15 protein-coding genes are annotated in these 13,583 nt (G+C 70.0%); 10 read left to right on the forward strand and 5 right to left on the reverse strand.

Going from position 1 to position 13,583, the window contains the following annotated elements; genetic code table 11:
• Together ACZ7OY_RS25625 and ACZ7OY_RS25630 are read left to right on the forward strand one after the other, a co-directional pair.
• On the forward strand, positions 1 to 582 hold the full coding sequence (locus ACZ7OY_RS25625) for a hypothetical protein (RefSeq protein ID WP_471913533.1): 582 nt from the start codon (positions 1 to 3) through the stop codon (positions 580 to 582).
• An 8-nt stretch (positions 583 to 590) separates the two neighbouring features.
• The gene (locus ACZ7OY_RS25630; protein WP_471913534.1) at positions 591 to 1,202 is read left to right on the forward strand and encodes an OmpA family protein; all 612 of its coding nucleotides are present in this window, start codon (positions 591 to 593) and stop codon (positions 1,200 to 1,202) included.
• Here ACZ7OY_RS25630 and ACZ7OY_RS25635 read toward each other — a convergent pair whose 3' ends face one another.
• From ACZ7OY_RS25635 to ACZ7OY_RS25645, 3 genes are all read right to left on the reverse strand, one after another.
• On the reverse strand, positions 1,203 to 2,126 hold the full coding sequence (locus ACZ7OY_RS25635) for an RNA polymerase sigma-70 factor (RefSeq protein ID WP_471913535.1): 924 nt from the start codon (positions 2,124 to 2,126) through the stop codon (positions 1,203 to 1,205).
• Between the two features lie 32 nt (positions 2,127 to 2,158).
• Entirely contained in the window at positions 2,159 to 2,632 is a 474-nt protein-coding gene (locus tag ACZ7OY_RS25640) for a carboxymuconolactone decarboxylase family protein (protein WP_471913536.1), read from the reverse strand.
• A 200-nt stretch (positions 2,633 to 2,832) separates the two neighbouring features.
• Positions 2,833 to 3,228 (reverse strand): DUF192 domain-containing protein, encoded by a 396-nt coding sequence (locus ACZ7OY_RS25645; RefSeq protein WP_471913537.1) that lies wholly within the window; start codon positions 3,226 to 3,228, stop codon positions 2,833 to 2,835.
• Between the two features lie 913 nt (positions 3,229 to 4,141).
• Between ACZ7OY_RS25645 and ACZ7OY_RS25650 the strand changes: the two genes are divergently transcribed.
• The 4 genes from ACZ7OY_RS25650 (at position 4,142) to ACZ7OY_RS25665 (ending at position 9,379) form a co-directional block, all read left to right on the forward strand.
• Entirely contained in the window at positions 4,142 to 4,915 is a 774-nt protein-coding gene (locus ACZ7OY_RS25650; RefSeq protein WP_471913538.1) for an isoprenyl transferase, read from the forward strand.
• Between the two features lie 478 nt (positions 4,916 to 5,393).
• A complete protein-coding gene (locus ACZ7OY_RS25655; protein WP_351604435.1) occupies positions 5,394 to 6,719 on the forward strand; it encodes a PhoH family protein in 1,326 nt (441 codons plus the stop codon).
• A 450-nt stretch (positions 6,720 to 7,169) separates the two neighbouring features.
• Entirely contained in the window at positions 7,170 to 7,859 is a 690-nt protein-coding gene (locus ACZ7OY_RS25660; RefSeq protein WP_471913539.1) for an aggregation-promoting factor C-terminal-like domain-containing protein, read from the forward strand.
• A gap of 134 nt (positions 7,860 to 7,993) precedes the next feature.
• Complete coding sequence (locus tag ACZ7OY_RS25665; RefSeq protein WP_471913540.1) at positions 7,994 to 9,379, forward strand: AI-2E family transporter; 1,386 nt, start codon at positions 7,994 to 7,996, stop codon at positions 9,377 to 9,379.
• Positions 9,380 to 9,447: 68 nt separating this feature from the next.
• On the opposite strand, the gene ACZ7OY_RS25670 is transcribed toward ACZ7OY_RS25665, so the two are convergent.
• Complete coding sequence (locus ACZ7OY_RS25670; protein WP_471913541.1) at positions 9,448 to 9,981, reverse strand: alkyl hydroperoxide reductase; 534 nt, start codon at positions 9,979 to 9,981, stop codon at positions 9,448 to 9,450.
• Positions 9,982 to 9,984: 3 nt separating this feature from the next.
• The gene (locus tag ACZ7OY_RS25675) at positions 9,985 to 10,539 is read right to left on the reverse strand and encodes a peroxiredoxin (RefSeq protein ID WP_471913542.1); all 555 of its coding nucleotides are present in this window, start codon (positions 10,537 to 10,539) and stop codon (positions 9,985 to 9,987) included.
• Positions 10,540 to 10,678: 139 nt separating this feature from the next.
• Here ACZ7OY_RS25675 and ACZ7OY_RS25680 point away from each other — a divergent pair, with 139 nt between their 5' ends.
• The 4 genes from ACZ7OY_RS25680 to ACZ7OY_RS25695 all read left to right on the forward strand — a co-directional run bounded on the left by ACZ7OY_RS25680 (position 10,679) and on the right by ACZ7OY_RS25695 (position 13,559).
• Entirely contained in the window at positions 10,679 to 11,629 is a 951-nt protein-coding gene (locus ACZ7OY_RS25680; RefSeq protein ID WP_471913543.1) for a LysR substrate-binding domain-containing protein, read from the forward strand.
• A gap of 179 nt (positions 11,630 to 11,808) precedes the next feature.
• Positions 11,809 to 12,717: a MarR family transcriptional regulator gene (locus ACZ7OY_RS25685; protein WP_471913544.1), complete on the forward strand. Its 909-nt coding sequence runs from the start codon at positions 11,809 to 11,811 to the stop codon at positions 12,715 to 12,717.
• Positions 12,718 to 12,730: 13 nt separating this feature from the next.
• Complete coding sequence (locus ACZ7OY_RS25690) at positions 12,731 to 13,126, forward strand: roadblock/LC7 domain-containing protein (RefSeq protein WP_202919887.1); 396 nt, start codon at positions 12,731 to 12,733, stop codon at positions 13,124 to 13,126.
• A gap of 4 nt (positions 13,127 to 13,130) precedes the next feature.
• Complete coding sequence (locus tag ACZ7OY_RS25695; protein ID WP_471913545.1) at positions 13,131 to 13,559, forward strand: hypothetical protein; 429 nt, start codon at positions 13,131 to 13,133, stop codon at positions 13,557 to 13,559.
• Positions 13,560 to 13,583: the final 24 nt, after the last annotated feature.

Raw genomic sequence — 13,583 nt, forward strand, 5'->3', positions numbered from 1 at the left:
ATGAGCATTCGGTTCACGGCTAAGGCCCGCAGCGGGGTGGTTGCGTTGACCGTGGTGGCCGGCCTGGCCCTCGGCGTGGCCGGCTGTGGCGGGGGTGGCGACGACGACAAGAAGCCCGAGGCCTCGGCATCGGTCTCCAAGGACGACGGGTCCAATCCGAGTACTCAGGAAGGGCAGTCGGACACACCCTTGGCCGAGCTGAAGGGGGAAGACGGACTGCTCCTTCAAATCACCTCCGCAGAGCGTGATTCTGGTGGGTTCCTCACCGTGAACGGAAACCTGAAGAACGACGGAGCGAAGTCGCTCCTGATTCCGTCCGCATTGCGCGGCGACGAGACTGAGATCCTTCGGCACGGCACATCGCTCGGTGGCGCCACCCTTGTGGACTCGGCGGGAAAGAAGCGGTACTACGTGCTGCGCGACACGGAGGGGCGTCCTCTGACGACGAGTGGACTTTCCAGCATTAAACCAGGGCAAACCATCCCCGTTTTCATGCAGTTCCCGTCTCCGCCGACGAGCACGACCGAGGTCACCTTCCAGCTGCCCACCTTCCCCAGCGGCACGATCAAGATCTCCGGGTGAGGTGGACCATGACCCGCCTCGCCCTCGCCCTCACCGCCCTGCTCGCCGCGAACCTCTGCGCGGCCACCGCCGCCCAAGCCGACGACGCGCCCAGCGTCCCCCCGGGCACCGAGGCCACCGCCTCCGCCCCCGTCGAGGTCGACCCGAACGATCCCGATCTCAAGCTCCCCGAGGGCGCCACGCTCGCCGGCCCCAAGGTCCTGGACATCAAGTCGGTCGTGGAGGACCAGTCCGGGGACGAGCGCCGGGAGGACACCAACGCGTCCGTGAAGTTCGCGCTCCAGGCGGAGGTCCTGTTCGGCAAGGACAGCGCGAAACTCGGCGCCGACGCGAAGGCGCGGATCGCCGCGATCGCCGAGGAGATCAAGAAGCAGAACGCGACGAACGTCCGCGTCTTCGGCTTCACCGACAACCTCGGCAGCTCGGCGCACGGCGACGTCCTTTCGAAGCAGCGCGCCAACGCCGTGCAGGACGTCCTCTCCCAGGACCTGAACGACCCGAACGTCACGTTCGAGGTGCGCGGCTACGGCGAGCAGTTCCCGATCTCGTCGAACGCGACGGAGGAAGGCCGCAAGAAGAACCGAAGGGTGGAGGTGTCGTTCCCGCGCTCGGAGAGCTGATCACCGCGTCCGCCAGCGCTGCTGCTTCACCTCCTGGTTGATGGCCCAGGCGTCGGCGACCGGGCCCAGGTGGCCGAGCTTGTCGGGATTGATGACCGAGCGGACGGTCTGGATCCGTCCGTCGAGGACGTCGAGGACGAGGGCGTGGAGCACCTTGCCGTCCCGGTCGCGGAAGACCGCGCCCGGCTGTCCGTTGACCTCGTGCTGGTCGAACGTGATGTCGATCCGGATCATGAGTGGGTAGACGGTGGCGAGCAGGCGGCTCACGTTGTCGGCGCCGCCGACGGCCCTGGCCAGCTGCGGGGCCTTGCCGCCGCCGTCCCCGACCAGCTGGACGTCGGCCGCCAGCAGGCGCTGCAACCCGTCCACATCACCCTGCGACAACGCCTCGAAGAACCGGCTCGCCAGTTCCTGCCGCTCCCGCCGGTCCGCCTCGAACCGGGGGCGCCCGGCCTGCATGTGCCGACGCGCTCGCACCACCAGTTGCCTGCACGCCGCCTCCGAGCGGCCGACCGCTGTGGCGATGTCGTCGTAGCCGAAGGCGAAGACCTCCCGCAGCACGAACGCCGACCGCTCCAGCGGGCTGAGCCGTTCCAGGAGCAGCAGCGCGGCCATCGACACGGAGTCGGCCAGTTCGGCCGCACGCGCCGGGTCCTGGTACGGATCGCTGAGCAGCGGTTCGGGGAGCCAGGGGCCGACGTACTCCTCCCGGCGCACCCGGGCGGAGCGCAGCACGTCGATGGCGATCCGGGTCACCGTGGCCGACAGGAACGCCTTGGTCGACACGGGCCGCGTCGTCGAGGCGTCGAAGCGCAGCCAGCTCTCCTGCACCGCGTCCTCCGCCTCGCTCACGCTGCCCAGAATCCGGTACGCGATCGAGAACAGCAGCGGCCGCAGCCTCTCGAACTCCTCGGTCTTGTCCACCTGCTCGTCCCCTCGCAGTTCTCGGCCCGTCGTCAGTGGAACTCGCCGACCTTGTAGTCGCCGGCGGGCTGCCGGGTGACGATGTTCAGTCGGTTCACCATGTTCATGAAAGAGACCAGGACGACCAGAGCGGTGAGCTGCTCCTGGTCGTAGTGGTCCGCGGCGCGGGCCCAGACCTCGTCACTGACGCCGTCGGCCGCGTCCGCGACCCGGGTCCCCTGTTCCGCCAGCGCCAGCGCGGCCCGCTCGGCCTCGGTGAAGACCGTCGCCTCCGGCCACACCCCCACCAGGGCGAGCCGCACCGCCGTCTCGCCGGCGGCCGCGGCCTCCTTGGTGTGCATGTCCACGCAGGCCGCACACCCGTTGATCTGGCTCACCCGCAGCGCCACCAGCTCCTGTGTGACGGCCGGCAGAGGCGACTCCTTCAACGTCTTCCCGGCCGACATGAGGTACTTGAGGGCCTTGCCCGCGGTCGGGCTGGCGAAGTAGTTCAGTCGCGCGTCCATGGTGTGCTCCTCCGTGCTCGTCGGTGATCTCACCCCCGAGACGAGGCAGCCCGTGTTCCTGTGACAGGGCGGACGGACGCGGTCGGTCAGCTGGCCTGTGTGGTCAGGGCCCGTGAGGGCGACCGGGGTTTCGACGCGGCCCGCGGACCGGCCGGCGGGACGCGTGTGCGGGCGGTGCTGCCGCGCGCCACGACGACGGCCTACCTCGGAGGTTGACGCGGGGGAGCCTCGATCCCTATCCGTACGCCCGGCTTCACTCCCCAGCCCGCCATGGCCCCGGCCTCCGCCTCCAGGACGTGCCGGGAGCGGAGCCGGGGCAGGCCCAGGCGGCCGGGGTTCATGGTGCGTACGGCGATGACGTCGAGCCGGCGGTCGAGATAGGCGACGTCGATGGGGATGCGCATGCGGAAGGTGTGCACGCCGCTCGCGGGGGACAGCAGGATCGCCCCGTCGACGCGGTCGCGGCCGAGCAGCCCCTTCGTCCGGGCGCGATAGGACGTGGCGATCTCCAGCGGCACGGTGACCGGGTCCTCGTCCTCCGGCCGCCGCCCGCGCACCCTCAGTTCTCCCCGTCCGTCCCGCCAGCGCCGTCCCATGCCGGTCACCTCCCCCGCCGCGGCCCGGGGGAACCGTCCGCGGCGAACTCCCGCGGGAGCGGGCGGCCGGACCGAAGGGCCCTTCGTCGCGGGACGCGCCGAGCAGGCGCGTCGGGGGCGCGCACGAGGGGCGCGTGGAAGGTGCCGGCCGGAAGTGGCCGGGAAACGTCGGCCGTCGGCCGGCCGGGCAGGCACCATGCGTACGTCCCGGGCCCGCGCGAGCCGCCACGACTCACCCGGACGGCCCTGCCAATCGGTCAAGTCGCCTTCTTCGGGGCAGAACTCCCCTGGATCCGCACAGGGTTTTCACATCGTTATCGGAGTGGCTGGTTTCCCCCCTCGACCTCACGTAAATTCAGGGCGGGCAATTCGCGCCAGCAAAGCTGCGCGGCGGTACCGCGCGGTGGAGGGGACTGCGCGGTACCGCGCCGGTCCCGGCCGGGCCGCTCAGCCGTCAATCCGGGTCACCGGACGGGGTCGCCCGTCGGGGGGACGCGACCCGTGACACGCCCGGGGCTCCCGGGGCGCGCAGAGTCCACCGGATCCCTCCGTGTTTCCGCGCGTCTCAGGCGAAACGCCAGGCGGGCCAGCCCGTTTCGGCCACGCGAACCCCCTGAATGCCGCCTTCCGGCACCATCGAGGCGTCGCCGTCCGACTCCGGAGAGTAGTTGTGGCACGCCGATGCACGCAGCATCACTTACGAAGGGTTATGGTGGAAGCCCCCCCTCGGGCCGGTCCGTCTCCCCCCCCACGGACCGGCCCGTTTTCTTTGGCCCGCGCACAGCGCCCGCTTCCCCCGCGCGCCCGACCCCGTGCGCCCCCAGCGATCCACACCCCCGAATCCCGCCCCGGCCGTGCAGCCGTTAGGCTTCGCCCGCGGGGACCGCCACCGTATGGAGGGGCTGACAATCACGTGAACCTGCGCGACAGGCTGCGCGGCCTGCTGGTGAGGCTGTACGCACGCCGGGTGGAAGGCCACCTGGACCACGCTCAGGTGCCCAAGCACATCGGCGTGATCGTCGACGGCAACCGACGTTGGGCGAAGGCCGCGGGCTCCACCGCCGCCCAGGGCCACCGGGCCGGTGCGGACAAGATCGAGGAGTTCCTCGGCTGGTGCACCGAGACGGACGTCGAGGTCGTCACCCTCTGGCTGTTGTCGACGGACAACTTCGACCGCCCCAAGGAGGAACTGGTCCCGCTTCTCGACATCATCGAGGACGTGGTCCGGTCCCTGGCCGCCGACGGCCGCTGGCGCGTGCACCACGTCGGCACCGCCGACCTGCTGCCGTCCGGCATGCAGACCGTGCTGAAGGAGGCGGAGGAGAACACCGCCCACGTCGACGGGATACTGGTCAACGTCGCCATCGGTTACGGCGGCCGCCAGGAGATCGCCGACGCCGTCCGCGCGATGCTCCACGACGCCCACGACAAGGGCGTGTCGATGGAGGACCTCGCCGAGTCCGTCGACGTCGACATGATCGGCCGCCACCTCTACACCGGCGACCAGCCCGACCCCGACCTCGTGATCCGCACCAGCGGCGAGCAGCGGCTGTCCGGATTCATGCTGTGGCAGACGGCCCATGCGGAGTACTACTTCTGTGAGGTCTTCTGGCCGGCCTTCCGCAAGGTCGACTTCCTGCGCGCCCTGCGCGACTACGCGGCCCGTCACCGGCGCTTCGGCGGCTGAGCGGACCCGGACCCGCAACACCCCCGCACCGCACAGCACGCACCACTCCGACCGGATCCCGCGGGATCCGGTCGGATCCCTGTCGGATCAGGCCGGTTGGCGGTCGGATCCGGGCGAAGTCCGTCGGAACACGGCGGAGGAGTTCACGGGATCCCGGGGATCCCGTCAGACGCGGACGTCACGCGTAGACGCGGACGTCACACGGAGTTCATCGGCGCGCCGTCATATGCCGTGGCATGAGCGTGCATCGTGGAGGGCATAAGCCAAGCAGGTCGGTGCCCGAACCACGGGTACCGCATCTCAGCGGACGGCTCGGGGCCGTCCGCCCGGGAGGCCCTTTGCACCAGCCCGACCGTGTGCTCACCGCACGGACGCAGCCGCGGAGGGCCGGTTCTCGGCCCGCCGTGCATCGGCGCCGTCAACCGGTCCAGCTCCTTCTCGTCGCTCCCCGACCTCATCCGAGGGGGTACGTCCTTCCGTGGTGACCAGCACAAAGCGCCGCACGCCAGACCGGCGCACCTATGTTCTCGACACCAGCGTCCTGCTGGCCGACCCGAACGCCTTGACCCGCTTCGACGAGCACGAGGTCGTGCTCCCGATCGTCGTGGTCACGGAACTGGAGGCCAAGCGGCACCATCCCGAACTCGGCTACTTCGCCCGGCAGGCGCTGCGCCTGCTCGACGACTACCGGGTCCGGTACGGCCGTCTCGACTCCCCCATTCCGATCGGGGATCTCGGCGGTACCGTCCGTGTCGAGCTCAACCACTCGGACCCCAGCGTGCTGCCTTCCGGCTACCGCCTGGGGGACAACGACTCCCGCATCCTCGCGGTGGCCCGGAATCTCCAGGCCGAGGGGTTCGACGTCACCGTCGTGTCGAAGGACCTGCCGCTGCGGATCAAGGCGTCGTCCGTGGGCCTCCTCGCCGAGGAGTACCGCGCCGAGCTCGCCATCACGGACTCCTCCGGCTGGACCGGAATGTCCGAACTGACGCTGTCCGGCGAGCAGGTGGACATCCTCTTCGAGGAAGGACACGTGTATGTGCCGGAGGCCTCGGACCTCCCGGTGCACACCGGCCTGACCATCCAGTCGGAGCGCGGCAAGGCGCTCGGCCGGGTGTCCCCCGAGGGCAACATCCGTCTGGTGCGCGGGGACCGCGAGGCGTTCGGCATCAAGGGGCGCAGCGCCGAGCAGCGGATCGCGCTCGACCTGCTCCTCGACCCGGACATCGGGATCGTGTCGATGGGCGGCCGGGCCGGCACCGGCAAGTCGGCGCTGGCGCTGTGCGCGGGTCTGGAGGCGGTCCTGGAGCGCCGCCAGCACAAGAAGGTCATGGTCTTCCGTCCGCTGTACGCGGTGGGCGGGCAGGAACTGGGCTACCTGCCCGGCTCCGAGGCCGAGAAGATGAGCCCCTGGGCCCAGGCGGTCTTCGACACCCTCTCCGCGGTCACCAGCCGGGACGTCATCGAGGAGGTCACCGCCCGCGGGATGCTGGAGGTCCTCCCGCTCACCCACATCCGCGGCCGCTCGCTGCACGACGCGTTCGTGATCGTGGACGAGGCGCAGTCGCTGGAACGGAACGTCCTGCTGACCGTTCTGTCCCGGATCGGCGCGAATTCGCGCGTCGTTCTGACCCATGACGTGGCACAGCGGGACAATCTGCGGGTCGGTCGCTACGACGGCGTGGTCGCCGTCGTGGAGAAGCTGAAGGGGCATCCGCTGTTCGCCCACATGACGCTGACCAGGTCCGAAAGGTCCCAGATCGCTGCGCTTGTGACCGAAATGCTGGAGGACGTCCAGCTCTGACAATTCATGGAACGGTTGCCCACCGGGGCCCGTTGTGTGAATTCGGCGCCGCTCGACGAAGGCGATGAGCCTAGTCGGGCGGCGCCTTCGTGCGTGGGTGTTTCGTGAAATCCCCTGGGCCAAACGAGATGTGAGCTTTCACACGCAACTCAGAATTGCCTTGCGTCGTCGTGTTACGGCAGAGTCTCACTCCTGTCAGGCCCCGCATGCGACACACGTGTACCCCTGGACGTACTCCTGCACTTCGGTGAGGGCGGTACGGCACGACAGAGGTACCAGTCCAACTCCATAGCGTCGTCGTATGCCGCCCGCTCTTCACGTGGCACTCCCGCGCAGGGAGTTCCCGCCGGGCCAGTGCCTCCCGTGACCGCGCAGTTGGGAGGCCAGCGACCAGGGCACGATTGCGTCCGCCAGGGTCACCGAAGCGGGCGATGCTGGAAGGAAAACCGTGTGAGCCGGATCTCGGTCCGGGGATTCGCAGTGGCCTCGGCCACCGCGGTCACCGCCGTCGGAAGCGTTGTCGGTGTTGCCTCGGGCAGCGTCGCGCAGCCCAACGACGCAGAGGCGACGGCAAGCGACTCGACGCTGCTCCTCGCGGACATCCCCGCGGGTCAGCAGGCCCAGGTGCAGACCGCGTCCCTGACGCAGCAGGCTGACGCCCAGGCCATCGCCGCCGACGCGAGCGCCAAGAAGGACGCCGAGGAGGCCGCCCGCAAGGCTGCCGCCGAGACCGCGGTCGCGAAGAAGGAGGCCGCCGAGGAGGCGGCCAAGAAGCGCGCCGAGGAGAAGGAAGCGGCGAGCCGCAGCGCGGTGCGCGACGCCTCCACCTTCGCCGTGCAGAGCTCCTACTCGGTCGCGCAGATCCAGGCGATGGCGCGCCAGATGGTGCCGAGCGCCCAGTTCCAGTGCTTCAGCAACATCGTGGACCACGAGTCCAGCTGGAACTACCACGCGGTCAACGCCTCCTCCGGCGCCTACGGCCTCTTCCAGGCACTGCCCGCCTCCAAGTACTCCTCCGCGGGCGCCGACTGGCAGACCAACCCGGCCACCCAGATCAAGTGGGGCCTCAGCTACATGAACGGCCGCTACGGCAGCCCGTGCGAGGCCTGGTCGTTCTGGCAGGCGAACAGCTGGTACTAGACCGGTTCCGGCTCCGCCGCCGCTCAACCTCACGAAGCCCCTCCCCGTCCTTGGGGGAGGGGCTTCGCCCTGTACGGTCGGACGCAACGACTCCAGGGGGAGTGGTGGGGAGAGACGGGGGAAGAGGGCGGATCATGTCGCGAGTGCCAGGGTGGCTCAGCCGGATCGGCGCGAGGCTGACCGAGATGGGCGAGCGCCTCGACGAGCGCCGCGCCGAGGTCGAGCGGGAGCACGCGGACCTCGCGCCGCCGCCCGCGCCGCCGTCCCCGCCCCCCGCGCCGTCCCCGGCCTCCGCGCCGTCCCCGGCCGGCGTACCCGCGGCCGCACCGGCCGGTGCGGAGCCCGTGCACTACGAGCTCCCCGCCGTCGCCGTCCGCCCGGACCCCGCACAGGCGGTCCCCTGGGCCGTACGGGTGGCCTCCGAGGCGGGCTGGCGGCTGCTGGTCCTGGCGGGCACCGTCTGGGTGCTGATGCGGGTCATCAGCGCCGTGCAGCTCGTGGTGCTCGCCTTCGTGGCGGCGCTGCTCATCACCGCCCTGCTCCAGCCGACGGTGGCACGGCTGCGGCTGTTCGGCGTGCCGCGCGGCCCGGCCACCGCGCTCACGGCCGTCCTCGGCTTCGTGGTCATGGGGCTGATCGGGTGGTTCGTGACCTGGCAGGTCATGGAGAACATCGACGACCTCTCCAACCAGGTCCAGGACGGCATCGACGAACTGCGCAAGTGGCTGCTGAACAGCCCCTTCCACGTCACGGACAAACAGATCAACCAGATCGCCAAGAACCTGCGCGAGGCGATCGGCGCGAACACCGACCAGATCACCTCGGCGGGCCTCGAGGGCGTCACGGTCGTGGTCGAGGCGCTGACCGGCATCCTGCTGACCGTCTTCTCGACGCTCTTCCTGCTCTACGACGGCCGGCGCATCTGGGAGTGGTCGCTGAAGCTGGTTCCCGCGGCCGCCCGTCCGGGTGTCGCCGGGGCCGGACCGCGCGCCTGGCGCACCCTCACGGCCTACGTCCGCGGCACGGTGATCGTCGCCCTGATCGACGCCATCTTCATCGGCCTGGGCATCTACTTCCTCGACGTCCCGATGGCCGTGCCGCTGGCCGTGTTCATCTTTCTCTTCTCCTTCATCCCGCTGGTCGGCGCGGTGGCCTCGGGCGCGCTGGCGGTCCTCGTCGCGCTGGTCACCCAGGGTGTCTTCACGGCCGTCATGACCCTGGCCGTGGTCCTCGCGGTGCAGCAGATCGAGGGTCACGTCCTCCAGCCGTTCATCCTGGGCCGCGCGGTGCGGGTGCACCCGCTGGCGGTGGTCCTGTCGGTCGCCGCGGGCGGCATGATCGCGGGCATCGGCGGTGCGGTGGTCGCGGTGCCGCTGGTGGCGGTGACCAACACGGTGGTCGGCTACCTGCGTTCGTACGCCCAGGGCCCGGCCCTGCGGACGTCCCCCGTGCCGCGGGGCGCGACGGTGCTGGACGCGGCCCCGGTGGACCCGCCGGTGGTCCCGCCGGAGCAGCCCTGAGAGGACGACGGGAAGGGCCCCGCCCACCGCGAGGGTGAACGGGGCCCGGGAGCGTGACGCGGGCGGAGTTACTCCGCCAGCACCGCCTCCGCGTCCAGCGTGACGCCGACCGCCTGGATCACCGAGGCGATCTTGAAGGCCTCCTGGACGACCTCACGGTCGACGCCGGCCTTGCGCAGCACCTGCTCGTGCGAGTCGAGGCACATGCCGCAGCCGTTGATCGCGGAGACCGCGAAGGACCACAGCTCGAAGTCGACCTTGTCGACGCCCGGGTTGCCGATGACGTTCATCCGCAGACCCGCGCGCAGGGTGCCGTACTCGTGGTCCGACAGCAGGTGCCGGGTGCGGTAGAAGACGTTGTTCATCGCCATCACCGCGGCGGCGGCCTTGGCTGCCGTGTACGCCTCGGGCGACAGGTTCGCCTTGGCCTCGGGCGCCAGCTCGCGCAGCACGATCGGCGATCGCGAGGCGATCGCGGTCGCCAGCACCGTGCCCCACAGCTGCTGGGCCGGCAGGTCGGAGTTGCCGATGACCGAACCCAGGTTGAGCTTCAGGTCCTTGGCGTAGTCCGGGACCAGGGCCTTCAGGGAGTCGAGGGACATCCGTCACTCACCGGCCAGCAGCGCGCCCGCGTCCAGCGTCTCTTCGCCCTTGGTCCAGTTGCACGGGCAGAGCTCGTCCGTCTGGAGCGCGTCCAGGACCCGCAGGACCTCCTTGGGGTTCCGGCCGACGGAACCGGCGGTCACCATGGAGAACTGGATCTCGTTGTTCTGGTCGACGATGAAGACGGCGCGCTTGGCGAAGCCGTCCTCGCCCTCGATGCCCAGGTCGCGCATCAGCTCGTGCTTGGAGTCGGCCATCATCGGGAACGGCAGGTCACGCAGGTCGTCGTGGTCCTTGCGCCAGGCGTGGTGCACGAACTCGGAGTCACCGGAGAAGCCGAGGATCTGGGCGTCACGGTCGGCGAACTCGTCGTTCAGCTTGCCGAAGGCCGCGATCTCGGTCGGGCACACGAAGGTGAAGTCCTTGGGCCACGCGAAGACGATCTTCCACTTGCCCTCGTAGGTCTTGTGGTCGATCGTCTCGAACTCCTTGCCCTTCTCCAGCGAGACGCAGGCAGTCAGTTCGAACTGGGGGAACTTGTCACCGACAGTGAGCACGGGCTCTCCTTGCAGCGAAGAACAACCCCTTGTGGGGGCGTTTCTCATGGGTTGGATCGTTTCGATGGTGGCACAGGCTGCATTGATTAGGGAAATAGCTACACTCGGTGGTGTTGATCGGAGGTGGTTATTAGTGACCATGAGTACGGGAAGCAAGCGACGCCAGCCCAGCCTCGCCCAGCTGCGCGCCTTCGCCGCCGTCGCCGAGCATCTGCACTTCCGTGACGCGGCCGCGGCGATCGGCATGAGCCAGCCCGCGCTCTCCGGCGCCGTCTCCGCGCTGGAGGAGACGCTGGGCGTGACGCTGCTGGAGCGTACGACCCGCAAGGTGCTGCTCTCGCCCGCGGGCGCGCGGCTCGCCGTACGCGCGAAGGCCGTACTGGAGGAGGTCGGCGCCCTGCTGGAGGAGGCGGAGGCGGTACGCGCCCCCTTCACCGGCGTACTGCGCCTGGGGGTCATCCCCACCGTCGCGCCCTACCTCCTGCCCACCGTCCTGCGCCTGGTCCACGACCGCTATCCGCTGCTCGACCTCCAGGTCCACGAGGAGCAGACCGCGAACCTCCTCGACGGCCTGGCCACCGGCCGGCTCGACCTGCTGCTGCTCGCGGTGCCCCTCGGGGTGCCCGGCACGGTCGAGATCCCGCTGTTCGACGAGGACTTCGTGCTCGTCACCCCCCTCGGCCACCGGCTCGGCGGCCGGACGGAGATCCCGCGCGAGGCGCTCAGGGAGCTGAACCTGCTGCTCCTGGACGAGGGCCACTGCCTGCGCGACCAGGCCCTGGACATCTGCCGCGAGGCCGGCCGCGAGGACGCGCCGGTGACCACGACCGCCGCCGGTCTGTCCACCCTGGTCCAGCTCGTCGCCGGCGGTCTCGGCTGCACCCTGCTGCCGCGCACCGCCGTCAAGGTGGAGACGACCCGCAGCAGCGAACTCCTCACCGGCTTCTTCGCCGATCCCGCCCCGACCCGCCGGATCGCGCTCGCCATGCGGACCGGGGCCGCGCGCGGTGCCGAGTACCAGGAACTGGCGGCCGCGCTGCGGGAGGCGCTGCGTCCGCTGCCGGTGCGGGTGCTCGACCAGAGCGTCTGAAAACCTCAACCAATCGTTCAAATGCGCGCCGAACAAATCTCCTTGAGTGACCGGGCGCGTCAACTTTCATCACCTGGCGACAGGTAAGAAGACCCCCCTCCGGAATACGCCCCCGCGCTGATACACATACCCCCTCAGCGTTATGCGTCAGCCGTATGTGCGAAATCCCAAGGGGAGTGATGTCGGGCATTCGTGAGGGCACTCGGGATTCTCTCGGCCGGGTCGGCTACGACCTGTTGTCGCGCTCGCTGATGGACTGCGGGCGGGAATGGTTCACCGGGGAACTGCGGGTGGCGGGATCACCCGGGGGCAGCTTTCACCTGCGCAACGGACTGGTCGTCTCGGTCGAGAGCCCCGGCGCCCCGGGCCCCGGCGCCCTGCTGCTGCGCTCCGGCCGGGTCAGCGGCGAGCAGTGGGACGAGCTGATGCGGGAGTCCGGCGGCTCGCGCTGGCCGGCCGGCGGGCTGATCGCCCACGGGTACGCCGGAGCCGCCCAGCTCAGGGTGGTCTGCATGATGGCCCTGCAGGACGCGACGTTCGCGATCGTGGCCGGCCGGGTCGACGACTGCGAACCCGCCGAGGGGGCCGAGCCGCCCGTCGCCCCGATCGCCGTGGGCGAGGCATCGGCCCGGCTGCTCCAGGACGCGACCCGCAAACTGGCCGCCCTCGTCGCGCTGCCGTACCCGGTACGGCCCGACCGGGAACGGCCCGTGCCCGCCCTGCTCTCCCGCGCCGGAGTGCGGCTGAGCGAGTTGCAGAGCGAGCTGCTCGTCCACGCCGACGGCCGGCGCACCGCCCGCGACCTGGCCTTCCGTACCGGACGCGGGGTCTACACCGTCACGGTCGAACTCGCCCGGATGCTCGGCGAAGGGCTGCTGGAGTGCGCCGACACGCCCTCGCCGATCCCGGTCCGGCTGCCGCCCGACTTCCAGGGCGTCCACCCCAGGGAGGCGCCCCCGCCGCCCGAACCGCCGCCGCGACCCGAGTCGGCCCCGCGACCCACCGAGCTGCCCCGCAGGAAAGCCCACCGCGAAATGAACGCCCTGTCCCCCCACATGAAAAAGAAGAACAGATGCGATCGGAATTAGGGGAGTTGCATATATGGACCACAAGGCCCTCGCGCAGGAAATGCGCGGCCTGCGCGAGCAGGTGGCCGGCATCACCGACACCGCGGTGGCCGCCGCCGACGGACTGCTCATCGCGGCGGACACCGCCGACTCCATCGATCCGGAGGGCCTGGCCGCCCTCGCGGCGGCGGGGCTGGGACTCGCCCGCCGTACCGCCGACGCCACCGACCGGGGTGCCCTGCACCGGACGGTGACGTACGGCAGCCACGGCTGTGCCGCCTTCTACGCCGTCGGCGACACCGCGCTGATGGTCGTACTCGGCGACGAGGGCATGGACGTGGACCGCCTGCACATGGCGACCCAGCCGGCCCTGAGCAGGATCGGCTCGATCCTCACCGCGCAGGACAGCAAAGCCCCCGAGGGAGTGTGAAGGGATGGCGACGAAGCGAATGTCCCCAGGTTTCTCCGACCAGGTGATGGGCCTGGTCAAGTCTCTGCGTACCGATGCCCCCGACTGCGTCGCGGCCGGCGCGGTCGACATGTCCACCGGGATGCTGCTGTCGTACGAGACCGTCGACAATCATCCGCCGGAGGTGCTCGACCTGCTGGCGGGAGCGACCCTCGACCTGTTCCAGGGCCGTACCGTCGTGATGATCGAGGACGTCTTCAAGGAGCGTCGCGGCATCGCCAGCGACAACCACTTCTTCCAGGAGATCCTGGTCAACAGCGAGAACCTCACCCACCTGTTCATCCGGATGAACGAGCAGCAGGACGTCGTCGCCGTGGTGGTCTGCCGCAAGTCGGTGAACGTGGGCATGCTGTTCGCCCAGGTCCGCCGGGTGGTGCGGGAGTACAGCCTCTGAGCACGCCGCGGGCCCCTCCGACCG

The organism is Streptomyces sp. NPDC107559 (assembly GCF_055657365.1).

Bases quoted from the DNA above. Each gene is read 5' to 3' on its own strand.
- ACZ7OY_RS25685 (WP_471913544.1), top strand. From the start codon at position 11,809: ATGTCGGGCATTCGTGAGGGCACTCGGGATTCTCTCGGCCGGGTCGGC.
- ACZ7OY_RS25680 (WP_471913543.1), top strand. From the start codon at position 10,679: ATGAGTACGGGAAGCAAGCGACGCCAGCCCAGCCTCGCCCAGCTGCGC.
- ACZ7OY_RS25665 (WP_471913540.1), top strand. From the start codon at position 7,994: ATGTCGCGAGTGCCAGGGTGGCTCAGCCGGATCGGCGCGAGGCTGACC.
- ACZ7OY_RS25690 (WP_202919887.1), top strand. From the start codon at position 12,731: ATGGACCACAAGGCCCTCGCGCAGGAAATGCGCGGCCTGCGCGAGCAG.
- ACZ7OY_RS25625 (WP_471913533.1), top strand. From the start codon at position 1: ATGAGCATTCGGTTCACGGCTAAGGCCCGCAGCGGGGTGGTTGCGTTG.
- ACZ7OY_RS25645 (WP_471913537.1), bottom strand. From the start codon at position 3,228: ATGGGACGGCGCTGGCGGGACGGACGGGGAGAACTGAGGGTGCGCGGG.
- ACZ7OY_RS25630 (WP_471913534.1), top strand. From the start codon at position 591: ATGACCCGCCTCGCCCTCGCCCTCACCGCCCTGCTCGCCGCGAACCTC.
- ACZ7OY_RS25695 (WP_471913545.1), top strand. From the start codon at position 13,131: ATGGCGACGAAGCGAATGTCCCCAGGTTTCTCCGACCAGGTGATGGGC.
- ACZ7OY_RS25640 (WP_471913536.1), bottom strand. From the start codon at position 2,632: ATGGACGCGCGACTGAACTACTTCGCCAGCCCGACCGCGGGCAAGGCC.
- ACZ7OY_RS25670 (WP_471913541.1), bottom strand. From the start codon at position 9,981: ATGTCCCTCGACTCCCTGAAGGCCCTGGTCCCGGACTACGCCAAGGAC.